The sequence below is a fragment of the Bilifractor porci genome (assembly GCF_009696005.1).
Lineage (GTDB): Bacteria > Bacillota > Clostridia > Lachnospirales > Lachnospiraceae > Bilifractor > Bilifractor porci.
In genome coordinates, this window is record NZ_VUMV01000003.1 from 153,887 (window position 1) to 178,089 (window position 24,203).

The 24,203-nt window shown below is 53.2% G+C and carries 23 protein-coding genes; 1 reads left to right on the top strand and 22 read right to left on the bottom strand.

Going from position 1 to position 24,203, the window contains the following annotated elements:
- Positions 1-46: 46 nt before the first annotated feature.
- The 5 genes from FYJ60_RS05800 to FYJ60_RS05820 all read right to left on the bottom strand — a co-directional run bounded on the left by FYJ60_RS05800 (position 47) and on the right by FYJ60_RS05820 (position 3,515).
- Positions 47-946 (bottom strand): polyprenyl synthetase family protein, encoded by a 900-nt coding sequence (locus FYJ60_RS05800; protein ID WP_154457724.1) that lies wholly within the window; start codon positions 944-946, stop codon positions 47-49.
- Positions 936-1,157: an exodeoxyribonuclease VII small subunit gene (gene xseB, locus FYJ60_RS05805; RefSeq protein WP_154457725.1), complete on the bottom strand. Its 222-nt coding sequence runs from the start codon at positions 1,155-1,157 to the stop codon at positions 936-938. Before xseB ends, FYJ60_RS05800 begins: the two co-directional genes overlap by 11 nt.
- A gap of 97 nt (positions 1,158-1,254) precedes the next feature.
- Complete coding sequence (xseA, locus tag FYJ60_RS05810; RefSeq protein ID WP_154457861.1) at positions 1,255-2,547, bottom strand: exodeoxyribonuclease VII large subunit; 1,293 nt, start codon at positions 2,545-2,547, stop codon at positions 1,255-1,257.
- 57 nt (positions 2,548-2,604) lie between these two features.
- Positions 2,605-3,108, bottom strand: coding sequence for a transcription antitermination factor NusB (nusB, locus tag FYJ60_RS05815; protein ID WP_154457726.1), 504 nt, complete (start codon positions 3,106-3,108; stop codon positions 2,605-2,607).
- 11 nt (positions 3,109-3,119) lie between these two features.
- Positions 3,120-3,515: an Asp23/Gls24 family envelope stress response protein gene (locus FYJ60_RS05820; protein WP_154457727.1), complete on the bottom strand. Its 396-nt coding sequence runs from the start codon at positions 3,513-3,515 to the stop codon at positions 3,120-3,122.
- Positions 3,516-3,701: 186 nt separating this feature from the next.
- Between FYJ60_RS05820 and FYJ60_RS05825 the strand changes: the two genes are divergently transcribed.
- On the top strand, positions 3,702-5,294 hold the full coding sequence (locus FYJ60_RS05825) for a peptide chain release factor 3 (RefSeq protein ID WP_330579127.1): 1,593 nt from the start codon (positions 3,702-3,704) through the stop codon (positions 5,292-5,294).
- Positions 5,295-5,520: 226 nt separating this feature from the next.
- Here the strand turns inward: FYJ60_RS05825 and FYJ60_RS05830 are convergent, their stop codons facing one another.
- The 17 genes from FYJ60_RS05830 to tsaE all read right to left on the bottom strand — a co-directional run bounded on the left by FYJ60_RS05830 (position 5,521) and on the right by tsaE (position 24,182).
- Positions 5,521-7,788, bottom strand: a complete 2,268-nt coding sequence (locus tag FYJ60_RS05830) for a glycogen/starch/alpha-glucan phosphorylase (RefSeq protein ID WP_154457729.1) — start codon at positions 7,786-7,788, stop codon at positions 5,521-5,523.
- 13 nt (positions 7,789-7,801) lie between these two features.
- Positions 7,802-9,340 (bottom strand): 4-alpha-glucanotransferase, encoded by a 1,539-nt coding sequence (gene malQ, locus FYJ60_RS05835; RefSeq protein WP_154457730.1) that lies wholly within the window; start codon positions 9,338-9,340, stop codon positions 7,802-7,804.
- Positions 9,337-10,386 (bottom strand): LacI family DNA-binding transcriptional regulator, encoded by a 1,050-nt coding sequence (locus FYJ60_RS05840; protein ID WP_154457731.1) that lies wholly within the window; start codon positions 10,384-10,386, stop codon positions 9,337-9,339. The genes malQ (FYJ60_RS05835) and FYJ60_RS05840 overlap by 4 nt, the downstream gene beginning before the upstream one ends.
- 18 nt (positions 10,387-10,404) lie before the next feature.
- Positions 10,405-11,898, bottom strand: coding sequence for a 4-alpha-glucanotransferase (gene malQ / locus FYJ60_RS05845; RefSeq protein ID WP_154457732.1), 1,494 nt, complete (start codon positions 11,896-11,898; stop codon positions 10,405-10,407).
- A gap of 95 nt (positions 11,899-11,993) precedes the next feature.
- On the bottom strand, positions 11,994-12,908 hold the full coding sequence (locus tag FYJ60_RS05850) for a carbohydrate ABC transporter permease (RefSeq protein ID WP_154457733.1): 915 nt from the start codon (positions 12,906-12,908) through the stop codon (positions 11,994-11,996).
- On the bottom strand, positions 12,908-13,765 hold the full coding sequence (locus tag FYJ60_RS05855) for a carbohydrate ABC transporter permease (RefSeq protein ID WP_154457734.1): 858 nt from the start codon (positions 13,763-13,765) through the stop codon (positions 12,908-12,910). Before FYJ60_RS05855 ends, FYJ60_RS05850 begins: the two co-directional genes overlap by 1 nt.
- A gap of 114 nt (positions 13,766-13,879) precedes the next feature.
- Entirely contained in the window at positions 13,880-15,376 is a 1,497-nt protein-coding gene (locus FYJ60_RS05860) for an ABC transporter substrate-binding protein (protein ID WP_154457735.1), read from the bottom strand.
- A 401-nt stretch (positions 15,377-15,777) separates the two neighbouring features.
- Positions 15,778-16,833, bottom strand: a complete 1,056-nt coding sequence (locus tag FYJ60_RS05865) for an aldose epimerase family protein (RefSeq protein WP_154457736.1) — start codon at positions 16,831-16,833, stop codon at positions 15,778-15,780.
- On the bottom strand, positions 16,830-17,867 hold the full coding sequence (locus tag FYJ60_RS05870) for a LacI family DNA-binding transcriptional regulator (protein ID WP_154457737.1): 1,038 nt from the start codon (positions 17,865-17,867) through the stop codon (positions 16,830-16,832). Before FYJ60_RS05870 ends, FYJ60_RS05865 begins: the two co-directional genes overlap by 4 nt.
- A gap of 170 nt (positions 17,868-18,037) precedes the next feature.
- Positions 18,038-18,319, bottom strand: coding sequence for an acylphosphatase (locus FYJ60_RS05875; RefSeq protein WP_154457738.1), 282 nt, complete (start codon positions 18,317-18,319; stop codon positions 18,038-18,040).
- Positions 18,316-20,229, bottom strand: a complete 1,914-nt coding sequence (locus tag FYJ60_RS05880; protein WP_154457739.1) for a Na/Pi cotransporter family protein — start codon at positions 20,227-20,229, stop codon at positions 18,316-18,318. The genes FYJ60_RS05875 and FYJ60_RS05880 overlap by 4 nt, the downstream gene beginning before the upstream one ends.
- A gap of 123 nt (positions 20,230-20,352) precedes the next feature.
- On the bottom strand, positions 20,353-21,168 hold the full coding sequence (locus FYJ60_RS05885) for an ABC transporter ATP-binding protein (protein ID WP_154457740.1): 816 nt from the start codon (positions 21,166-21,168) through the stop codon (positions 20,353-20,355).
- Positions 21,169-21,170: 2 nt separating this feature from the next.
- Positions 21,171-22,124 carry an ABC transporter permease gene (locus FYJ60_RS05890; RefSeq protein ID WP_334296179.1) on the bottom strand — a complete coding sequence of 318 codons (954 nt, stop codon included), beginning with the start codon at positions 22,122-22,124 and terminating at the stop codon, positions 21,171-21,173.
- A 63-nt stretch (positions 22,125-22,187) separates the two neighbouring features.
- Positions 22,188-22,484, bottom strand: coding sequence for a DUF3784 domain-containing protein (locus FYJ60_RS05895; protein ID WP_154457742.1), 297 nt, complete (start codon positions 22,482-22,484; stop codon positions 22,188-22,190).
- Positions 22,484-22,948: a ribosomal protein S18-alanine N-acetyltransferase gene (gene rimI, locus FYJ60_RS05900; protein WP_330579128.1), complete on the bottom strand. Its 465-nt coding sequence runs from the start codon at positions 22,946-22,948 to the stop codon at positions 22,484-22,486. The genes FYJ60_RS05895 and rimI overlap by 1 nt, the downstream gene beginning before the upstream one ends.
- Positions 22,945-23,754, bottom strand: a complete 810-nt coding sequence (gene tsaB / locus FYJ60_RS05905) for a tRNA (adenosine(37)-N6)-threonylcarbamoyltransferase complex dimerization subunit type 1 TsaB (protein WP_154457743.1) — start codon at positions 23,752-23,754, stop codon at positions 22,945-22,947. The genes rimI and tsaB overlap by 4 nt, the downstream gene beginning before the upstream one ends.
- Positions 23,751-24,182, bottom strand: a complete 432-nt coding sequence (tsaE, locus tag FYJ60_RS05910) for a tRNA (adenosine(37)-N6)-threonylcarbamoyltransferase complex ATPase subunit type 1 TsaE (RefSeq protein WP_154457744.1) — start codon at positions 24,180-24,182, stop codon at positions 23,751-23,753. The genes tsaB and tsaE overlap by 4 nt, the downstream gene beginning before the upstream one ends.
- Positions 24,183-24,203: the final 21 nt, after the last annotated feature.

Genomic DNA, 24,203 nt, shown 5'->3' on the forward strand with positions numbered 1-24,203 from the left:
TGTTTTTCACCCAGCCGCGCTCATTTTTTCCTTCCGCCAGCCGCACTCACTTTTTTCTTTCTGCCAGAGACAGCAGGAAATTCCGCAGAAACGAGGTGTCCCCCTGCAGTCCCTGCAGCGCCTGCAGGGACAGTCCCGTAAGTCTGCGCACCTCTGCCTCTGCCCCGTCCTCGCCAAACAATGTCACATAGGTTGTCTTATGGTTTTTTATGTCCGAGCCCGCAGGCTTGCCGATATCCTCCGTTTTTCCGGTGACGTCTAGAATATCATCCCGGATCTGGAACGCCAGCCCGGCATTTCTTCCGACTCTTTCCATGACCGCCGTCTGCTCCGGACCGGCGCCCGCAAGAACGGCGCCGATCATCAGCGAAGCCTCCAGCAGGGCAGACGTCTTCCGCAGATAAATATCATCCAGCGCCTCTTTGTCCAGGGTGAACACCTCGTTTTTTTCATTTTCCACGTCCACGCTCTGTCCGCCCAGCATTCCCCGGTATCCGGTTTTTTCTGCCAGAATCCGCAGAGCCTCTGCCGTTCTCTCCGGATCCGCCCCCGGAATCCCGAATGCCTTCAGCGCCGTCTCATAGGCATAATTCAGAAGAGCGTCTCCCGCAAGAAGCCCAAGCGCTTCCCCATACTTTGCGTGTGTGGTGGGCTTCCCCCGGCGGATGGCGTCGTTATCAATCGCCGGAAGGTCGTCATGGATCAGGGAATGGGTGTGAACCATCTCGATTGCCGCCATAAACGGCCGGACGGTCTCGCCGGTGCCCCCGTACAGCTTCCACGCCTCCCACATTAAAACCGGACGGATTCTTTTCCCTCCGGCTGTCATGCTGTAATTCATCGCCTCTGTAAGACGCTCCGGTTTTTCTCCGGACTGGGGAAGATACTGCCGGATAACCGCGTCCGCGCGGGAAGTCCGTTCTTTCAGTTCCTCGCTAAAATTCATTGATCTCTCCATCCTCGGTAATCTGAAGCATCTTTTTTTCCACCGTATCTATTTTTTCCTTGCAGCTTGTCAGAAGATCCATCCCCCGCTTGTAAAGAGAAAAGGATTCCTCCAGCGGGATATCTCTGTCCTCCAGCCGCTCTACCAGCCTGTCCAGCTCCGCGAAGGATTCCTCCAGCGTCAGCTGTTCTTCTTTGTTCTGTCCGTCCATCGCATTTTCTCCTGTGAGTGCCTGACCGCAAGCCCTGCCGTCCGTTCCGGATGAGGTCCGATACCTGTGAAGCCCTTTTGCCGGCGGGTCTGACGGTTTATATGACTTTCTTCTTCTCTATCTCGGTTACCGTCCCATGTATCACACCGTCCCGCACCGTGACATGAAGCATATCACCTGGCTTTACGCGGGCAACACTGGAAATGTTTTTTCCGTTTTTATCGGATGTGTAGGAATATCCCTGGCTCAGCTTCCGCACCGGCGATAGCCCTTCCATCCGCTCTGCCAGAATCTGAAGCCTGTGCCTGCTCCGCTCCAGTAATCGCTCCGGTCTTCCGCGCATTTTTTCCTGATAGATCCGCAGGGTCTGTTTTTTCTCCCGGATAATACGCTCCGGCTGCGCCCGGAGCTGTTCCGCCGTTCTGCGAAGCCTCTCTTTCCTGTCCTCCAGAATCCGCCTCTCTCCAGACTGCAGCGAATCCTCCAGATCCGCCAGCCGCTGCCGCTTTTCCCTGATCTGATGCGCCGGGCTGACCAACCGAAGCCGCGCCGAGATCTGCGACGTATGCTCTCTCCCGCCCCGGATCTTTTCTTTCATATCCGCCGTCAGGCGCTGCCTGTACTGCTCCAGTCTCCGGAGAACACCGGCAACATCCGCTACCGCCAGCTCCGCCCCCGCAGAGGGCGTAGGCGCCCGCAGGTCTGCGGCAAAATCCGCGATTGTGGTATCTGTCTCATGTCCCACCGCAGAGATGACAGGTGTCCGGCAATTATAGATCGCCCAGGCGACCTCCTCTTCGTTAAACGCCCAAAGATCCTCGATCGAGCCTCCGCCTCTGCCTACAATAATGCAGTCCAGTCCCAGCTGGTCCAGAACCTGGATCCCGGTGGCAATACTGTGCGCGGCGCCTTCTCCCTGCACCTGTGCCGGATATAAAAATAATTGAATATAGGGATTTCTCCGCAGAGAAATGTTGCGGATATCCTGAACAGCGGCCCCCGTAGGCGCCGTGACAATGCCAAGCTGCCTGACGTAGCCGGGAATCGGCTTTTTACGCGCCGGATCGAACAGACCCTTTTTCTCCAGCTCCGCTTTCAGCGCCAGGAAGCGCTCGTACAGCACCCCGGCACCCTGCAGCATAATTTTTTTTGCGTAGAGCTGATACCTTCCGTCGCGGATATACGTATCCACAGAGCCCGTTACAACAACCCGGTCCCCGTCCTTCATGGAAAAGCCGAGCCCTTTCCGGTCTCCCGCGAACATCACACAGGACAGCGCAGATCTCTCATCCTTCAGTGTAAAATAGATATGCCCGGAGGAATGATATTTGCAGTTACTGATCTCCCCGCTGACAGAAATGCGGCGGAGCAGATAATCGGCGGAAAACATGTTCCGGATGTAACTGTTCACCTGTTCTACGCTGTACACACGTTCTTTCACAACTGCTTACTCCGATGCTCCGGATTCCTTCTGATGCTCCGCGGCTTCCGATGTCCCGGGCTCCGCTTCTTCTTCCGAACCGGCTCTGGCTATTTTCCCCAGAATCCCATTAATAAAGGAAGGGGATTCTGCCCCGCCGTAATGCTTGGCCAGCTCTACGGCCTCATTGATTGCGACCCCGGTGGGAACCGTGTCGTCATATTTCATCTCGTAGACCGCCAGCCGCAGAATGGAAAGATCCACCTTCGCCATACGGCTTGTCTTCCAGCCGCGGGACGTCTGGTTCAGCAGCGTGTCTATTTCAGGAATGTGCTTCATAATGCCGCCAAGTTTTTCCGTAACCGCGGCCTCATCCTCTGCCGTGACAGATTCCGAATAGGGAACCTCTTCCCGTCCTTCCTTCAGACCGTCCAGATACAAAGCGGCCTGTTCCTTCATTTCCTCTTCTGTATTAAACTGCCGCATAAAAAGAATACGGAATACGGTTTCTCTTAATTCGCTGCGTTTCATAGATTCTCCTGTTACTGTGCCGCAACGTCGGCGACACTGACATTCACCTCACGTACACCAAGCCCGGTCATCGTCTCCAGTGTGTTCTTAACCTTTTCCTGCACCTTGCGGGTTGTCTCCGGAATACTGTAAGCGTACTGCATAAGGATAACCATGCTGACAGTGATCTCCTTATCCTCCACCCGTATCTTGATTCCTCTTGACAGGGCCCTGCTTCCGGCCCGCGCCGCTTTTTCATGGGTAATATTTCCAATAATAGAGGCAACGCCTTCTACTTCCGTGGCCGCCAGCGCCGCAATGGTGCTGATGACCTCGTCCGCGATTTCCACTGTGCCTGTGGTATGATCATCGTAAATCGTATATGAATTTTTGGAATTTTTTTCGTTCTTCGATGCTTTCTGTGCCATAATGCCCTCCTGACCTTCTGGAGCTTTTGCCGCTATTATAGCAAATATCCTTTTCAAATAAAAGAGCGGCTTTGCCGTAGTCATTGACGGAAAAAAGCCCTCTGTGCTATAGTAAATTTCCGTGCAAAGAGTATGATTATGATACCTTTTTATCAATTTCATCAATTCAAATCAGAGGAGGCACACGTGGCTGATTATTCCAGGGAAATTGAGCGGCGGCGGACGTTCGCCATTATCTCGCATCCGGATGCCGGAAAAACAACATTGACTGAAAAATTTCTGCTTTACGGAGGGGTACTGAACCAGGCCGGTTCCGTAAAGGGGAAGGCAACTGCCCGCCACGCGGTTTCCGACTGGATGGAAATTGAAAAACAGAGAGGTATTTCTGTCACCTCCTCGGTGCTCCAGTTTTTGTATGACGGGTACTGCATCAATATTCTGGATACACCCGGACACCAGGACTTCTCCGAGGACACCTACCGAACCCTGATGGCGGCGGATTCCGCCGTTATGGTCATCGACGGCGGCAAGGGTGTGGAGGCTCAGACAAGAAAACTGTTCAAGGTCTGCGCTATGCGCCATATTCCTATCTTTACCTTTATTAATAAGCTGGACCGGGACGCAAGAGACACCTTTGATCTGGTGGATGAGATTGAAAAGGAACTGGGAATTCCCACCTGCCCCGTCAACTGGCCAATCGGATCCGGAAAGAACTTCCGCGGGGTTTATGACCGCAATACCCGGCGGGTTCTCACCTTCCGCGACACACTAAAGGGAACCAAAGAAGGAATTGAGGAAGAGATCGATCTGAACGACCCGCACCTGCTGGACGTCATCACCGAAGACCAGAAGGCCCAGCTGGAGGAAGAAATTGAGCTTCTGGACGGGGCATCCGTGGAATTCGATCAGTCTAAAGTAGACAAAGGCGAGCTCTCTCCTGTTTTCTTCGGGTCGGCACTGACCAATTTCGGCGTGGAAACCTTCCTGCAGCACTTCCTGAAAATGACCAGTTCTCCCCTTCCCCGGATGGCGGACTGCGGACTGATCAACCCGGCGGACCCGGATTTTTCCGCCTTTGTGTTTAAGATTCAGGCCAATATGAATAAAAACCACCGGGACAGAATCGCCTTTATGCGGATCTGCTCCGGAAAATTTGACGCCGACAAAGAAGTCTACCATGTACAGGGCGACAGAAAAATGCGGCTCCTGCAGCCCCAGCAGATGATGGCCGACGACAGACATGTAGTATCGGAGGCATATGCCGGCGATATTATCGGCGTTTTCGATCCCGGGCTCTTTTCCATCGGCGACACCGTTTGTGCCCCCGGAAAAAAATTCCGCTTTGAGGGAATTCCGACCTTTGCGCCGGAGCATTTTGCCCGTGTAGCGCTTCTGGATTCCATGAAACGGAAACAGTTTGTAAAGGGGATCGAGCAGATCGCGCAGGAAGGGGCCATCCAGATCTTCCGGGAAAACAGCGGCGGCATGGAGGAGATCATTGTGGGCGTTGTCGGCGTCCTGCAGTTTGACGTTCTGAAATTCCGGCTGGAAAACGAGTACAACGTGGATATCCGCCTGGATATGCTGCCCTACGAGTACATCCGCTGGATCGTGAACAAGGACGAGGTAGATTTGGATCACCTGGTGGGAACCAGTGATATGAAGAAGGTTGTGGACATGAAGGGAAATCCGCTGCTGCTGTTTGTCAACTCCTGGAGCGTCGGGATGGTACTCGACCGCAACGAGGGACTGCAGCTGGAGGAATTTTCAAGGAACTGAGACACGTAACTTGTAAAACGATGATATTTCCGTATCAGATCGAGACGCAAAAAGAAACGTATTTTTTTGCGTCTCTTTTTGCGTCTTATTTTGCATCGTAATTTATATTTTCGTTTCAGTGCAACGAGGAAAAAGCACCTGTAGAAGGGCCGTCGCAGGCATTTCAACAGGTGCTTTTTGTTACTGATATATTCTGAATACCGCCGGTTCCGCGCGGAGCGCAGCCTTACTTCAGCTTCCAGATGTCTTTGTTGTACTGCTCAATGGTCCGGTCGGAGCTGAAATACCCGGCCTTTGCGATGTTGACCAGCTCTTTCTTATACCAGCTCTCTCTGTCATTGAAATCATCAAACATCTTTTCCTTGGTGGCAATATAATCCTTCAGATCCAGAAGAGTCATAAACCAGTCCTTAGTAACCAGCTCGTGGTGCAGTCTCTCCAGGCAGACCGGATCGCCCCGGTTCACCATTTCTTCCCCTACAATGAAATCCACCAGCTTATGAATCAGCGGGTCGGTGTCGTAGTAATCCTCCGGATGGTAGGCGGCCTTCTCGTACAGATCCACTACCTTGTCTGAGGACGCGCCGAAGATATAGATATTGTCGTCGCCAACCATCTGATGAATCTCTACATTCGCGCCGTCCTCGGTTCCAAGCGTAACGGCACCGTTAAGCATGAATTTCATGTTGCTGGTTCCGGATGCCTCCTTGGAAGCCAGAGAGATCTGCTCGGAGATATCCGCTGCCGGGATGATGTGGGAGGCCTTTGTCACGTTATAGTTTTCCACCATCATCACACGAAGATACGGGCTTACCTCCGGATCGTTCATGGTCAGATCCTGCAGGCAGAGGATCAGATGAATGATATCCTTCGCGATGATATAGGCCGGAGCCGCCTTGGCGCCGAACAGCATCGTGATCGGACGGGCGGGAAGGTTTCCCTTTTTAATCTCCAGATATTTATAGATGGCGTACAGACAGTTCATCTGCTGGCGCTTATACTCATGAAGACGTTTTACCTGTACATCCAGAATGGAGTCCACATCCAAGCTGAGATTCTGCGTCTCATACAGATAGCGGGCCAGTTTTCTCTTATTGTGGTGGCGGATTTCTCCGAGCCTGTGCAGCACCGCCGGGTCATCCTTATATTTCAGCAGCTTTTCCAGCTCCATGGCGTCCCTGCGGAAGCCTCCGCCGATCAGGCTCTCAATGAAATTCGTAAGCTCCGGGTTGGAATAAATCAGCCAGCGGCGGAAGGTGATGCCGTTTGTCTTGTTGTTGAACTTCTCCGGATACAGCTCATAGAAGTTATGCAGCTCTGTATCTTCCAGAATTTTCGTGTGAAGAGCGGCAACGCCGTTGACGGAATGTCCGTAATGGATATCCATATGCGCCATATGCACCCGGTTATCCTTGTCGATAATATAGGTGCTCTCCGGATATTTCTTCTCCCTGACACGGGCATCCAGTTCCCGGATAATGGGAATCAGGTGCGGAACCACTTCCGCCAGATAATCAATCGGCCACTTCTCCAGCGCCTCCGCCAGAATAGTGTGGTTGGTATACGCACAGGTCTTTGTCACCACATCTATCGCCTCGTTCATGGAGAAGCCCCGGTTCTGCAGCAGACGGATCAGCTCCGGAATGACCATAGACGGATGGGTGTCATTGATCTGGACAGCCACATAATCATACAGACGGTGAAGGTCTCCGCCCCTCTCTTCCGTTTCCTTCAGGATCAGCTGGGCAGCATTGCTGACTATAAAATACTGCTGATAGATCCGGAGAAGCTGGCCCTGGCGGGTGCTGTCGTCCGGATAGAGAAACAGCGTCAGATTATGGGGAATATCGTCCATATCAAAGGAGATGCTGTCGTCTGTAACCATGTTGTCATCGACAGAATCCAGGTCGAACAGATGCAGGCGGTTGCAGTTCCCGGTCTCATAGCCCGGAATATCAATGTCATACATCACCGAGCGGAGAGTAAAGCGGCGGAAGGGAACCTCAAAGGACTCCGGGCGGCGCTCCAGCCAGCTCTCTGTCCGTATCCACGGATTTTTCACTTCTTTCTGCTTGTTGTTCACAAATTCCTGGCGGAACAGGCCGAAGTGATAATTCAGCCCGACGCCGTCTCCGCAGAGCTGCAGGGTGGCTATGGAATCCAGGAAGCAGGCGGCCAGCCGGCCAAGCCCGCCATTGCCCAGAGACGGCTCCAGCTCCAGCTCCTCGATATCGGAGAGCTCCAGCTTGTACTTTTTCAGGATGGTATTGATCTCGTCATACAGGCCCAGGTTGATCAGATTGTTAGACAGCAGCTTGCCAATCAGAAATTCCGCGGAAATATAGTACAGCTTCTTCTTTCCCTCTATCCTCGGCTCCTGCTCCATCTTCTCCCGTGTGATGCAGAGAAGGACCTCGAAAATTTCCTCCTTGGTGCAGTCACTCAGGTTTCTTCCGAATTTTGCCCGCAGCATGTTGTTGATTTTTTCTTCCATATGTACACTCCTGTTATTTCTGGTTTTTCTCTGTACCCTGCCCGGCTTCCGAAGCGCCGGCCCGGCCGTAAACTTGTGTCATTTCCAGAATCTCCGCCTTCAGCTCCGGTCCGGCCTGTCCGGGGAGCATCCTCCATCTCCAGTTTGTCCCGACGGTTGCGGGAAGGTTGATTCTTGCGCTGTTTCCAAGCTCCAGCCAGTCCTGCATGGGAATAACGGCCAGATCCGCCGGACTTGCCAGAGCAAGCCGGATCATTTCCCGGCAGGCCTCTCTGTCTGTCATCCGCTGTCTTCCTACATACTGACGGAAAAATCTTTTTTCTCCGGGCTCCGCGTTGTGATACCACCCCACGGTGGTGTCGTTGTCGTGGGTTCCCGTATACACCACGCAGTTTGCCGGATAGTTCCACGGAAGGAAGGAATTGTCCGGCCCGGATCCAAAGGCAAACTGAAGGACCTTCATGCCCGGATAACCGGTTTCCCGGATCAGCTCTTTTACCCCGTCTGTAATAACTCCCAGATCCTCCGCGATGACTCCGGCCTGTCCCATGGCTTTTTTCAGAACACGAAACAGATCCATGCCCGGTCCCTTTACCCATCTGCCGTTTCTGGCCGTCTTTTCCCCATAAGGAACCGAATAATATGCCTCGAAGCCGCGGAAATGGTCGATCCGGATCATGTCATACAGCTCCCTGCAGTGCGTCATTCTTTTTACCCACCAGGAATAGCCGGTTTTTTTATGATACTCCCAGTCATACAGCGGATTGCCCCACAGCTGTCCGTCCGCGGAAAAGACATCCGGGGGAACGCCGGCAACAGCCTGCGGAACACGGTCCCTGTCAAACTGAAACAGTTCCGGCGCCGCCCAGGCATCCGAGCTGTCCATCGCCACATAGATCGGAATATCGCCGATAATCCGGATTCCCTGCCTGTTGGCGTAGGCTTTCAGCTCTCTCCACTGCTTGAGAAATTCATATTCCAGAAAAGCGTAAAAGCCTTCCTCCGCGGTTTCCTTTTCCTCCGCCTCAAGCAGAGCGCCCGGTTCCCGGTTTTTAAAGGCGTCCGGCCATTCCATCCAGCTTTTTCCGCCGAACCGGTCCTTCAGGACCCGGAACAGGCAGTAATCCTCCAGCCAGTCTCTGTTTTCCTCCCGGAAAACCCGGAACGCCTCTTTGTCCGCCGCACTCCCCTCCGGGGAGCGGAACCGGTTCCAGGCTTTCCGCAGGACCGCAAAGCGGGTCCGGTAAAGTTTTCCGTAATCAACGGAATCCGCCTGTTCCCCGCAGTCCGCCTCCCTGCACTCCTCTTCCGTCAGAAGGTTTTCCTTCTGCAGCTGTTCCAGGGAGATGAAATACGGATTTCCCGCAAAGGTTGAAAATGCCTGGTAGGGGGAATCCCCGAACCCGGTCGGTCCCAGAGGAAGAACCTGCCAGTAAGTTTGGCCAGCTTCCCTCAGAAAATCGACAAATTGATATGCTTCATCAGAAAAGCCTCCGATCCCGTACTTCGATGGAAGTGCTGACACCGGAAGCAATATTCCGCCTGCTCTCATTCTTTATCCTCAATGGTGCGGACAGAGTCTCTCTCGTGGAGCTCCGCCTCGTACATAACATGTTTCTTCCTGGTATCTCCGTTTATCTGATCCATCAGAAGATCAATGGAAGACTGCGCCATCTTTCTGGCCGGCTGGATCATGGTGGTAAGCGCGGGGTACATATAGCGGACCGCCTCGATTCCGTCGAATCCGATGACCGAATAATCCTCCGGTATTTTTTTCCCGGTATCGTAAATGGCTTTGTAGACTCCCATGGCCATCCGGTCGGAGATAACAAAAAACGCCGTGAACCTTCTGCCTGATTTCAGCAGCTCCATCGCTGCCGCGTAGCCGTTGGCCTCGGAATACTCCGGCAGATCCTCCTTCTGATAGCCCACCAATTCCGGATCAAAGGGAATGCCGTAATCCTGCAGCGCCCGCCTGTATCCTGCAAGGCGCCGGCTTCCCACGGTGTAATCCCCCTTCCGTCCGGCGATAATCGCGATCCGGCGGTGGCCCTTCCGGCAGAAATAGCTGACCGCCTTGTAGGCCTCTGCCTCATCGTCAATCGAGACCATGGAGATCCGCGGCTCCGCCTTATCCAGAACCGGGCTGGCCACGGCGACCGAACAAAGGACGGCCGGCACCTGGATATTCTCCAGCACGACCTCCGGATAGTCCAGAATTCCTCCGAGAAAAATGATTCCCTTCAGCCTTTTCTCTTTTGTAATTTCCTCCGCGGCATAGGCCTCATCCGCGTCCTCATCAATGGTATGCAGCAGATACTGATAGCCTTCCTTTTCCAGCCCTGCCTGAAAATAAGGAAACATACTCTGAAAGAAAGGGTTATTGATACCCTTGACCAGCAGGACGATGGTATTGGACTCCGCCATTTTCAGATTCCGCGCACTGTTGTTGGGAATATAATTAAATTCCTTTACCACCTGCAGCACCCGCTCCCTTGTCCGGGCGTTGATCCCGGGGTCATTGTTAATGGCCCGCGACACTGTGCTGATGCTGACATCACAGATTCTTGCTATATCTTTAATGGTCAGTCCCGCCATTGCCTCCTGCATCTCCTCTCAGGATTTTCTTCCGTAAATATTTGTCATTCTCCGTATTTTATCCGCAAGTTCATCCGTTATCTGCTCGCCGCTCACCCTCCATGTCCAGTTTTTCCCGGTCGTACTGGGATGATTGATCCTGGCCGTATTGTCCAGATGCAGCCAGTCCTGCAGCGGAATCATGCAGAGATCCGCCACGGAGCCCTCCACGACACGGATGATCTGGTCGACCAGCTCTTCCTTGCTGTCTCCGAAGTAGCCGACATAGTCCATCAGCTCCTGCATCTCGGTGGGCATGATGTTATCCATCCATCCGGCCAGTGTCTCGTTGTCGTGCGTTCCCGTATATACCACGCAGTTGCTGATATAGTTGAACGGCAGATAAGTCCATCTTCCGCTGGAATCTCTGGAATCAAAACCGAACTCAAAAACTCGCATATTCGGATAGCCGGTGTCCTTTACCAGCTTCCGCACGGAATCTGTAATATACCCCAGATCCTCCGCGATAATGCTGACGTGCCCGATTTCCTTCCGCAGCGTCTGAAACAGCTCCAATCCGGGTCCCTTCTTCCAGACACCCCCGGCAGCCGTCTTTTCTCCGGCTTTTACCGAATAATATTCGTCAAAGCCACGGAAATGATCAATGCGGACGACATCGTAAAACTCTACGCACCGGCGCATCCGCATCACCCACCAGCTGTAGCCGGTTCTGCGGTGTTCTTCCCAGTCGTAAAGGGGGTTGCCCCACAGCTGTCCGTCCGCGGAAAAGCCGTCCGGAGGAACTCCCGCCACCGCAGAGGGCAGATTTTTTTCATCCGTCTGGAACAGTGACGGATTTGCCCAGAAATCCGCGCTGTCCGGCGCCACATAGATAGGGATGTCCCCGATTATCTGTATGCCGTGTGCATTGGCATAATTCTTCAGAGCTTCCCATTCCCGCATGAATTCATACTGCAGGAACTCGTAAAAGAGGATCTCCTCTTTCCGTGTTTTTTTCTCCCTCTCCAGCGCTTCCGGATTCCGGAAGCGGATATCATCTTCCCACTCGCAGAACGCCTTTCCGCCGTGGGCATCCTTTTCCGCCATAAACAGGGCGTAATCCTCCAGCCAGCAGGAGGTTTTCTGTAAAAAGCCGGAGAAATCCGGATCTTCTGCGGTTTTCCACCGAACGAATGCTTTTTTCAGAACTGCCAGGCGGTGTTCATAAATCCATCCGTAATCAACCCGACTGTCCTTTCCTTCTGTGTCCAGCTCCCGCAGCTCTTCTTCCTCCAGCAGTCCTTTTTTCCGAAGCGCCTCCGGATCGATAAAATACGGATTTCCGGCAAATACCGAGAACGACTGGTACGGCGAATCGCCGTAGCCGGTAGGTCCCAGTGGAAGAATCTGCCAGTACTTCTGTCCGGCCTTTACCAGAAAATCCACAAACCGGTAGGCTTCTTCTGAAAAGCAACCGATCCCATAGTTCCCCGGAAGGCTGAAAACAGGCATTAGTATTCCGCTTGCTCGCATCTTTTCCTTTCTCTCCCTCTCTTCGTGCTGCCCTGCCGTCCTACAGACGGCGCTGTTCCCGTCTGCAGGCTTGGCTGTCCCGGGCAAAAAATCTCTCAGCCTTTGACCGCTCCGGCCACAACTCCCTCGATGATGTATCTCTGCACGAAAATGTAGAAGATAACAATAGGAAGAATAGCAAGTACCAGAACCGCCATCATGGCGCCCCAGTCGATCTGTCCGTGGGACTGCTTCAGGAACTGTACGGCGATCTGAATCGTCTTATATTTGTTTACGTTCAGAACCAGGCTGGGCAGGAGGTAGTCGTTCCAGATCCACATGGCGTCCAGAATGGCAACGGTGATGATCGTCGGCTTCATAATCGGAAGAACTACCTTGAAGTAGGTCTGAACCGGTGAGCATCCGTCGATCATGGCCGCCTCTTCAATTTCCAGCGGAATCTGTTTGACAAAGCCGGTAAACATAAACACTGCAAGTCCTGCGCCGAATCCCAGGTACACAATACAGATCCCTGCCGGGTTTGACAGATGAAGAATGTTGGCGAACTTGGAAAGTGTGAACATGACCATCTGGAAAGGCACGATCATAGAGAACAGGCAGAGCAGGTAAATCGCTTTTGTTGCCACGTTCTTTACACGGACAATGTACCATGCGCACATGGAGCAGCAGATAACGATCAGCGCAACGGAAACCACGGTGATAAACAGCGAGTAGCCGAAGCAGCGGAAGAAATCCGTCTTTTTGATCGCGTTTGCATAGTTTGTCATACCGACAAAGGTCTTCTTAATCCCCTCCGCCCAGCGGTCAAAGCCCCTGGACAGACTTACATTACTGATTCCAAAGGGATTTTTGAAAATATAAGCCTTTCTCTTAAAGGAGTTCAGCACAACAATCAGAATCGGAGAAATCCACAGGAACGCGAGGATGGCGAAAAACACCGTCATAGCTGTCCCGTGCTTTGTCTGCCTTGCGGCGGATACCATTTCTTTTTTTCCTGAACCGGCAGCCATTATGCCTCTACCTCCTTTCTCGTTGTGAGCTTATTCTGAACCAGAGCGATCACGGCAACCAGGATAAAGAAGATGACAGCCTTTGCCTGCCCTACGCCCTGCCATCCGGTTGTCCCGTACATGGTATCGTAGATATTCAGGGCAAGCAGCTGGGAGAGCTTTCCGGGATTGCCTCCGGTCAGCGCCAGGTTCTGGTCGAACAGCTTGAATCCGTTTGTCAGTGTAAGGAACGAACAGATGGTTATGGTCGGGCGGAGCATCGGAAGGATGACATACCGCAGAAGCTCTCTTCCGTTGGCGCCGTCAATTTTTGCCGCCTCGATCAGGTCCGGGGAAATGTTCTGGATTCCGGCTACATAGATGATCATCATATATCCGATCTGCTGCCAGCAGACCACGATGACCAGACCCCAGAAGGCCGTCCACTGTGTGGAAACAACCGTCATAGAATGCTTGGCGAGAATGGCGTTGAAAATCATCAGCCAGATGTAGGAAAGAACGATTCCGCCGATCAGATTAGGCAGGAAGAAAGAAGTACGGAACAGATTGGTTCCTTTAATTCCTTTTGTCAGAGCCATGGCGATCGCAAAGGCCACGACATTGATAATAATGACAGTCACCAGTGTAAAAAGACTGGTGTACCACAGTGAGTGCAGGAAGGTTGTGTCCAGCTTTCCGTTCACAAAAAAGATCTTTGTGTAGTTCTGCAGCCCTACCCACTTCCAGTCCACAACCGTTGTGAACTTGCAGAAGGAAAGGAAGATACCATAGACAAAGGGAACAATGAAGCCGATGCAGAACGCCGCCATGGTCGGGAGAACAAATACCGGCCAGTATTTTTTGGTTGCCTTATTCATATAATTCCGAACCCCCTTCTGTCAGGAACAGGGCAGCCGCATAGCAGCTGCGACCGCCCTGTTCCGGCATAAGTATATGTATTTCTTTACTTGCTTATTTCTGGCTTTCCGCAGTTATGAATTTGCGGCTTCTTCCTGCAGCTTCCACTGGTTTGCCCATCCGTCTACGAATGCGGAAACAACTGCATCCCAGTCGCCGGAACCGTCGGTATAAGCGGTAAGGGCGGAAACCACATCTGCTCTCCAGTCATCTACGTTCGGTGTCGCGTTGAATGCCCATGCAACAGATGTCTTGCCTGCAGCGGTAAGATCAGATGCCTGCTTGCCGAACTCGTTTGTCGGAGCGTAATCTCCTGTGAAGGTATCGAACGGGCAGGAAAGACCCATAGTGTTGGTCAGGGCGTCGCGTCCTTCGTCAGAGGTAATAACCCAGTTCAGGAATTCCAGAGACGCGTCAATGTCATCCTGGGAAGCCTTGCTGTTTACTGCCCAGTGGTTCTCTGTACCTACGCAGAGGCCTTCATTTGCATCGTCTACGCCAAAGTAAATCGGGATCATCTGAAGATCATCATCTGCAGTCAGATAACCGTTATCTCCATCGGCATCCTTCAGCGCGGAATACTCCCAGTCGCCGTTCTGATAGAACACGGCTTCTTCCATGCCGAATTCCTGCTCTGCGTTGTAGGTACCGCCTGCCAGAGTCTTAGGATCCGCGCCGGAATCCGATACATACATATCCCATACTTTCTTGAAATTATCCAGGTAGGTTCCCTTGATCTCAGCTTCTCCGGCTGTCGGATCCTCCAGGCCGTCATCCTTGAACTCGTAGTACAGCGGCATATTTGCCAGATGTCCGGAGAATCTCCAGGAAGAGGAGTCGTCCAGTCCTGCGGATGTGAACGCGCCTGTCAGGTCGTAGCCGAACTGGTCGTTGATGTCATCCTTGCGTGCCTGTATGTCATCTGCCACTGCCTTTAAGGTGTCGAAGCTGTCGATGTCGTCAATGGAGGAGATCACCGCGTTGTCCATGGTGCAGTAGTCATCCAGGATGGTCTTGTTTACGATAATGCCGTATGCCTCATAGCAGTTTGCGATTCCGGCAACCTTTCCGTCGTATTTTACATCCAGGGAATGATCGGATACATGGCTGTAAAGATCGGAATCCTTCAGATCGTAGGTGTAGTCATTCCAGGTCTGGGCGTCTGTGGAAGAGCCGATGTTGAAGATGGTCGGAGCCTCGCTCTTTGCCATCTCGGACTGCAGTGTGGTTGCGTACTGTCCGTCTGCAGCGGTAAGGACGTTGACCTCTACGCCGGTCTGATCGGTGTAGGTCTTTGCCAGATCCTGCCATGCCTGGTCTGTCTCCGGTTTGAAGTTCAGCATGTAAACCTTTCCGTTTCCGGAAGATGTCTTTGCCGTGCTGTCAGATGCCGTATCTGCAGCCGCTGAAGTGCTTCCCACTTCCTCCGAAGCGGCGCTGCTAGACGCTGCCGCGCTTTCGGATGCCGCGCTGCTTGCGGAAGACGCCGCGGATGAAGAGCCGCCGCAGGCTGCCAGCATGGAAGCTGCCATGGTTGTCCCAAGCACGATGCTGAGAACTTTCTTTTTCATGTTCTTGTTCCTCCTTTTATATCCTTTACCTCTTGGTAAGCAGGTTCTTGAAACCGTTTTCATCCAACCTGATAAACGCTACTGTTTATTGGATTGGAAACGTTTTCTATGCTTGGAGAATAGCACAGGTTGGAAACGTTTTCAATACTTTTTCCCGACGGAGTTCAACTTTGTAAGTTATGGTCAAAAAAAAGCAGCAGGTTTTGTCTATTATTCCTGCTGCTGCCGATGTCTGGCATGACTTCGGCTTATCTTTTATTATTATTTTCTTTTACAGGCAAATATTCCAGAAGCCGCCCCGCAATGCCGAATTCCCTGCACTGCTCCAGGAGTCCTCCGCGGACTCCTGGAGCAGTTACGAAGTGGCGAAGCCGGAACAGATGGCGTAACAAAATCAGCAATCAGGGAAGCACCCTGCTGAAACGATAGACGGTTGCGGACTCAAATGCCCCTCCTGCCCTCAGCACGGGCTGGGCAAACTGCGGGAGGTTGACCGCGTTCGGAAAATACTGCGTCTCCATGGCAAAGCCGGAACGGAAGTCATAAACGGCTCCGGCTTTGCCTTTCTGCTTCTTCAAAAAATTACCTGTGTAGAACTGCAGGCCGGGCTCATCCGTGATGACCTCCATCCGCAGACCGGTCTTTGGGGCAAAAACGACCGCGGCCCTCCGCATACGATCCTGTTTTTCCGCGAGCACATAATTGTGGTCATACCCGCCCGTCAGCTGCAGCTGTTCGTCCGCTCTTTCGATGTCCGCACCGATTTCTTTCGGAGCGCGGAAATCAAACGGAGTTCCCTCTACCTCCGCCTGCTCTCCGGTCGGTATTCCGCCCTTTCTGACGGGAATGAACTGCTCCGCAAAAATCTGCACCTGATGTCCGCAGATATCTGTCCCGCTTCCCTGACCGTTCAGATTGAAATAGCTGTGATTGGTAGGATTGCAGACGGTGTCCTGATCTGCCTGCGCGCGCCAGAGCAGCTGCAGCGCGCCCTCCTCCGGAAAAGAATAAGTCACAGAGATCACCAGATTTCCCGGAAAACCCTGGTCGCCGTCCGGGGAGTACAGCGAAAAGGTAATGGAAGTTCCGTCGGCGGACACACCTTCGGTCTTCCAGATCCGTTTTTCATAGCGGTTCCATCCGCTGTGGAGATTGTTTTCCCCTTCATTGCGGTCCAGACAGAAAGTTTTCCCGTTCAGGGAAAAGGAAGCTCCGTCGATCCGATTCGCGTTTCTCCCTACACTGCCGCCCATGGAGGCGTCCCCCTCCTCATAGCCTCTGACATCATCATAGCCCAGCACAACATCTGTCAGCCTGCCGTCTCTGTCCTCTGTCCGAAACGCGACCAGTGATGCCCCGAAATCTGTGAGGTCTGCTTCACACGTTCCCCGCCTGATGGTATACAGAGACGCCTGCTTCCCGTCTGCCGTTGTTCCGAATTCTTTTTTCCCGCTCATTTTCCCCTCCTCTGAAACCCCGGTTCTGCAAGATCCCGGACGGAGTCCCCCTCCTTCAGCGCCGCACTAAATACAATGCTCTGGACCGGCTCTTCCTTTTTTTCATGTTTCAATTCCAGCCGGTGAAGAACCAGTTCGACCGCTTTCCGTCCCATTTCTTCCATCGGCTGCGCGACGACGGTCAGATCCGGCTTCATGATATGCGGCAGGATCAGGTCATCAAATCCCAGCATGGAGATGCTGCCCGGACAGTCTGCCCCCTCTTCATTGAGTGCCATGACAGCGCCGAGATTCAGGTCATAGTTTGTCAGAAAAACGGCTGTCGGCGGATCCTCCAGCCGCAGCAGCTCCTTCATGCCGCGGTACCCGTGTTCCACCGAATGGCTTCCCAGTTTCAGGTACTCCGGAGGAATAGAAAGGGAAGACTCTGACATAGCCAGCTCCAAACCCTTCATACGCTGAATTCCGGTATATTCCATCTTTGAGGCGATCGCCGCAATTTTCCTGTGATGTTTCCGCATCAGATACTTTCCGGCAAGGTAGGCTGCCTGCTGATTATTCACCGTCACGCTGTCATATCCTGACCCGCTGACCCTGCGGTCAAGAAGAACCACCGGGATGCCCGACTCGTCCGCCGGGGAAAGGAACTCCGCCGTGTGCGCCACCGGGGTTATGATGATGCCGTCCACCTTCTTGTTCACCAGAAAGCGGACATTTTCCGCCTCCTGCCCCTCGTTGTTGCGGGAATCACAGATGAGCATGCCGTACCCGTGTCTGCTTAATTCCGCCCCGATATAGCTGACCAGCGTCCCGTTGAAAATACTGGCGGCGTTATAACAGATCACCCCGATGGTTTTTGTGCGGTTTGTCACCAGTCCCCTGGCGATCTCATTGACCTGATAATGCAGCTTTTCTACAGCCGCGTCTATTTTTTCCCGGTTTTTCGGAAGAACATTCCCGCCGTTCAGATATTTTGAAATCGTTGCCAGTGACAGACCGGTCTCCCGGCTGATATCCTTGATTGTTGCCGCCATTCCCCACACCTCATAAAGAACACGATGGCAAAACGTACATAAAAGCACAGAGATGCCGTCTATGAATACTGCAATTTTATCAAAAAAGTACATGGTTTGCAACGTTTCGCTTATGCATATTGCGGGATTTTGCGTCTGGTGTCTGAAAAAGCCGCGGACAATTCCGCGGCTTATCTGACTTCAAAATAATATTCGTGTTCCTGTACCGAAATCGTTTTTTTCTCGATCCGGCTGATCTCGATAAAGCGGGCTTCCTGCAGCTCCCGGATCAATCGGTACAGCTGCTCCCAGGTGCCCTGCGCCTCCATGACAACGGTTCCGTCCCACTGGTTCTCCACCCAGCCGGTTACGCCGAGTTCTTCGGCAAATACCCTGGCACGATAACGAAAGCCGACTCCCTGCACCTCCCCGGAGAAGATATACCTCCGGCGGATCAGACCGGCCCCGCTCATAGGATCCCCTGTTTTTTCAGTGCTGCCTTTTCCTTTCTCGCGACTGGTTCTGCAGCGGATACGGCGCTCTTTTCCTGGATTTTCTTTTTCTTCCTGTCGCCCTTTCCGGAGTCCTTATCCACGCCTTTTTTCTTTTTCTTTTTCGGCGGAACATAGGCGGGAAGCTGGTATTTTTCCCGGAAGGACTCAAACTCATCCACAAACTCCGGCTCGTTTCCGTTTTTCAGCTCGTTCAGATAACTGTGCGTCTCAAAAGAGGAATTCCGGGTCTGGATGATGCATACGGCCACATTGGAGCAGTGGTCGCTGACTCTCTCGCAGTTTGTCAGGTAATCCGTCAGCAGAATTCCCAGTTCCGGGCGGCAGATACCGGCCTGGAGACGATCCACATGGTGGTTCTTGATTTCCTTTGTCAGATCGTCAATCACCTCTTCCAGCGGTTCGACCTTATCCGCCTCTGTATCGTCATCCCTGGCAAAGGAATCCACCGTCATGATCAGGATCTCTTCCAGCGCATTTCTCAGGACAACAAGCTCTGCCTCTGCTTCCGCCGAGAATTTCAGCTTTTTCGCATGCATCTCCTGCGCCAGCTTGGTCATGTTAATGGCGTGATCGCCGATCCGCTCAAAATCATTGATGCTGTGCAGCATCTCGGAAACGGCATTATTGTCATCGTCAGCCAGCTCCCGGCTGGAAAGACGGATCAGGAAGGTATCCAGTTCATCCTCCAGATAATCCAGCCGTTCTTCCATGACTGAAATTTTCTCCGCCGACTCCTGACTGTACTCCTCAAAAAGAGTCATCGCCTGATGAAAGGAATCCCTGGCAAGGCTGGCCATCTCTCTGGTTTTTTCCCTGCACTGACGAACCGCCAGCCCCGGAGAAAGCAGAAGTCTCTCGTCCAGCAGCACCTGCGGCGACTGCTCGTCCTCTTCCCGCAGGGGAACCAGCTTTTCCGCCATGGCGACCAGCTTCCCGGAAAACGGAAGCAGGAATAAAATGGTGCCGACATTAAATACCGAATGAAAAACAGCGATTCCCAGTGATGATATCGTACTTTCAAAGAAAGGCATACGAACCAGGTAGCGAAGAATAAAATAAAGAACCAGCCAGACCACCGTTCCGATAATCTTGATTCCAATATGGATCGCAGGCACCCGTTTTGCCTTGCGGCTTACCCCGATGCCGGAAAGGATTGCCGTCACACAGGTGCCGATATTGGCGCCCATAACCAGCGGTATGGCCATACCTACGCTGATGGAACCGGTAAGGGAGAGAGCCTGCAGCACGCCGATGGAGGCTGCGGAGGACTGAATAATGCCGGTAAAAGCCGTCCCGATCAGAACTCCGATGATCGGATTATCAAAAGCGATAAGAATTTTCTGGAACTGCGGCATCTCTGCCAACGGAGAAACCGCATTGGACATGATGGTCATGCCGTACATCAGCACCGCGAAACCGCAGAGAATGGTACCGATGTCTTTCTTTTTCTGGGACTTTCCCGCCATGATCATAATCACGCCGACCAGCGCGACAATCGGGGAAAAGTTCTCCGGCTTCAGCATGGAGATAAAGAAATTATCCGACTGAATGCCAGAGAGGGAAAGGATCCAGGCGGTCAGTGTTGTGCCGAAATCCGATCCCATAATCACACAGACGGTCTGCTCGATTTCCATGATACCGGAATTGACCAGGCCTACCAGCATAACCGTAAGCGCAGATGAAGACTGGATAGCAATCGTTACTACCGCGCCCAATACAAGACTTTTCCATTTGCTGGAGGTCATTTTTTTCAGGATAGACTCCAGACGTCCGCCGGCCATTTTCTCCAGATAATTGGACATGACATTCATTCCAAAGAGAAAAAACGCAAGCCCTCCACACAATGCAAACAGATTATAGATATTCATACACTCTCCCGCGCCGCCTGCGCGTCACTCCATGCTCCTATTTATTGTCTCCATAAAAAAAACTTCTGTGCTTTTGTCCGGAAGCCGGACTATACAGCAATATAAATAGAAATGCCCTGTCTGTCAAATGCCCTGCTCCGTCGAGAGGAGGATCCGGTCATTGTCCAGGGCAGAACCGGAGCCCTGCGTGAATTTCTCCAGAAGGTCATCCACGGTCATCCCCTCTCTTTCCTTCCCCTCTGCGCTGAAGACCACCTTGCCGCCGCTCATCATCAGCGTACGGTTTCCCAGCTCCAGCGCCTGGCTCATGTTATGCGTGACCATCAGGCAGGTGATCTTCCGCTCTTTTACGATTTTTTTCGTCAGATCCAGAACCTTTTCCGCTGTCGCCGGATCCAGAGCGGCCGTGTGCTCGTCCAGAAGCAGCAGCTTCGGCGTAACCACAGTGGCCATGAGCAGGGTGAGTGCCTGCCTCTGCCCGCCGGAAAGAAGCCCGACCGGGTTTTTCATCCGGTCCTCCAGGCCCATGTGTAGCAGAGCCAGCTGTTCCCGGAACAGCTCTTTTTCCTTCTTCGTCACCCGGCTGAAAACATCGTGTCTCCTGGTAGACGCCCGCAGATAGGCCACCGCCAGGTTCTCTTCGATTGTCATATGCGGGGCGGTTCCCATCAGCGGATCCTGGAAAAGCCGGCCGATAAAACGGCTGCGGACATGCTCCGGGACGAAGGTAATGTCCTGGCCGTCCAGCTCAATCATGCCCCTGTCCACGAAGAAGCTTCCGGCAATCGCATTGAACATCGTGGATTTTCCCGCCCCGTTTGATCCGACAATCGTGGCAAAATCTCCGTCCTTCAGTTCCAGAGAGAGATCGTCCAGCGCGACCTTTTCATTTACCGTCCCTCTGTTAAAAACCTTTGAAAGGTGCAGCAGTCTGAGCATCGTTATTTTGCCTCCTCTTCCGCCATCTTCCTGTGTTCCCGCATGGCCGCGGCCTTTTTCCGCTGCAGCGCGATCTGATCCTTTGCCGCAGGCGCCGCACAGGCGATCGCAACGATAATCGCGGATACCAGCTTGAAGGCCTCTGTCGGCACCTTCAGCCGGAGGGCAATCGAAATGATAAACCGGTACAGGCAGGATCCCAGAACCACGCAGGAGATCCTCCAGAGCATATTGCCGCTTTTTCTGGAAATGGTCTCGCCGATAATCAGAGAGGCCAGCGCGATGGTAACCATCCCGGTACCCAGGTTAATATCTGAGGTCTTATTGTACTGTCCGATCAGCGAACCGGCCAGCCCTGTCATGGCATTGGCAAAACACAGGCCGACCGTTACGGTGAACTGCGGATTAATTGATGATGCCCGGACCATGGCCGGGCTGTCTCCGGTTGCACGGATCGAAAGCCCCAGCCGTGTTCCCAGAAACCACTTGATAAAAAGAACAACCAGCGCCAGGATCAGCGCCAGAAAAATAAGGCTGCTCCACTCCTGCCACCAGGCTGCCCCGCTGATTCCCTTTACCAGCGTAAATACCGTGTCTGTCCCGAAAATAGGCAGATTGGAGGAAAAGCCCATAACCGCCAGGTTAATGGTGTACAGGCCTGTGTTTACGATAATGCCGGCCAGGATGCTCTGGACACCGAATTTCGTCTGCAGAAGGGCGGTAATATAGCCCGAACAGATGCCTGCCGCGACCGAGGCAAACAGGGCAAGTACCGGATGTCCCGCAATCGTGACGACGGCGCCGACCGCGCATCCCAGTGTATAACAGCCGTCCGTGGACAGGTCACAGATATCCAGGATACTGAAGCTGATAAACAGGGAGAGCGCGACCAGTCCGTAAATCAGTCCCACCTCCAACGCTGTCTGTACAATCTGCGGTGTTAAAAAATTCATGATTCTTCCCTCACGTCAAAACAAGCTTTCACACCCCGCCGGGGCGCCGGAATACGAATACGTCTCTTAGTGTTTCCGGATATAAATCATAATATAGATCAGGTCGGCGACAGAAATCGCGACGGATACAATCCCCATATAAGGATGCCGGATAAAGGCCATAAGCAGCTCCGCCACTCCGAGGACAACCAGAAAAATGCCGATCGCCGTCTGGTATTTCCGCTCCTCTACAGGATCTCTTTTCTTATCCTTATATTTGCCTGAAAAGGCATCCAGGATTCCTCTCCCTTTTCCCATAAAAAATACAACGGCCAGGACGCCCAGAAGCACAGCCATAAACAAGTCAAATTCCGGGGTAAACATCAGTTTTCTTCCTCCTCGTCTCTGCACAGTACCCTGGCATCCTCCACCGGGTCTGCATAATATTGTTTCCGGATCCCTACCTGACGGAATCCGTGCGCCTCATACAGGCGGTTTGCCGGAGCATTTCCCCTGCGCACCTCCAGGAATATTTTCCTCACTCCGAGCTGTGTGCTTCTGTGGATCAGTTCTTCCAGAAGGAACGTGCCGATCCGCTTCCCCCTCTGTTCCGGATCGACGGAAACATTGGTAATGTCCCCGGTGTCCAGGGACTGCAGGAGCCCGCAGTATCCCAGGATGCGGTCCGTGTCTTCTTCCGGAACCGCAACCAGAAACAGGGCATCTCCGGAAGAAAGCATCTCCAGGAAACTCTTCCTGCTCCATGGCCTGGAAAAATTTTTCTGCTCCAGGAGCGCTACCTGGTCCAGATCCCTTTCCGCCATGGGGCGGATTCTTATCGGACTCACTTCCCGCCGCCCCTCTCCGGAGAAACAGGACCGGCCGTTTTTTCCTCCGGGCCGCTTTCCTGTCCGGCATGCATCCTGGCCTCTCTCTCCCTCTCCGCCTGGGACTTTCTCAGATACTCCGGGGCAAAGGAATCCGGATCTGTCAGCAATTCCGGATGCAGGATCCTGCCCTGTCTTCTCCCCTCTGTGCTCCCGCAGAGGCGCTCCATCGCCAGGGCTCCCACGGCACCGGCCCTCTGCCTGCACAGGTGGGCGGGAGCCATCGACCAGGGCACCCGCAGCTGTCTTTGCAGCATGTCCCCGCAGACATCCGCACCGTCGCCGAGAACCGTCACCGGTTTTCCCATCTGGTTCAGTTCCTGCACGATCTCTTCGGCCGCTTTCGGCTTCTGCGGACGGAGTACCTGGAGCATGTGATCCCGGAAACAGTAAATCCCGGTATATACCTGTGCCCTGCGCGCGTCCATCATGGGGCAGACCAGTCCCTCCACATCATATAAATTATACGCGAGAGCGTCCACAGTCTCAACCGGAATGATCGGAATCTGCAGCGCAAGCCCAAGACCCTTTGCCGTGGCCGCGCCGATCCGCAGCCCCGTAAAGGATCCCGGCCCCTTTGCGATAGCGATGGCATCCAGTCCGTCTTTGGGAATTCCAAGCATCCGCATGACCTCATCGAGCATGGGCAGCAAGGTCTGTGAATGTGTTTTTTTGTAGTTCACGGAGTACTCCGCAAGCAGTCCGTCGTTCTCAAGAACAGCTGCAGAGGCAACCAGCCCCGAGCTGTCCAGCGCAAGCAATCTCATTCTGAAAGTCCTTCCAGTTCAATCTTCCGGTAGGAAAATCCCTTCTCCGGATTTTTTGTAATGGTCACAGCAATAATGTTCTCCGGCAGAAGCTCCTGCACCTGCCCCGCCCACTCAATCAGGCAGACGCCGTCTCCAAAGAGGTAGTCGTCAAATCCGACCTCTTCCATTTCTTCCGGCTCTTCAATCCGGTAGACATCGAAGTGGTAGAGCGGCAGCCGTCCTCCGGCGTACTCCTGGACGATCGTAAAGGTCGGGCTTGTGACCGGATCGGTAATTCCCAGTCCTGCGGCCATGCCCTGGGCGAATACGGTTTTCCCCGCTCCCAGATCCCCGTTCAGTGTGTAAATCTGTCCGGCCTCGGCCTTTTCTCCCAGACTTCTGGCAAAGGCAAAGGTTTCCTCCGGACTGCTGGTTTCCTTTATCATTTTTTCCTGTCTCTTTCCCTG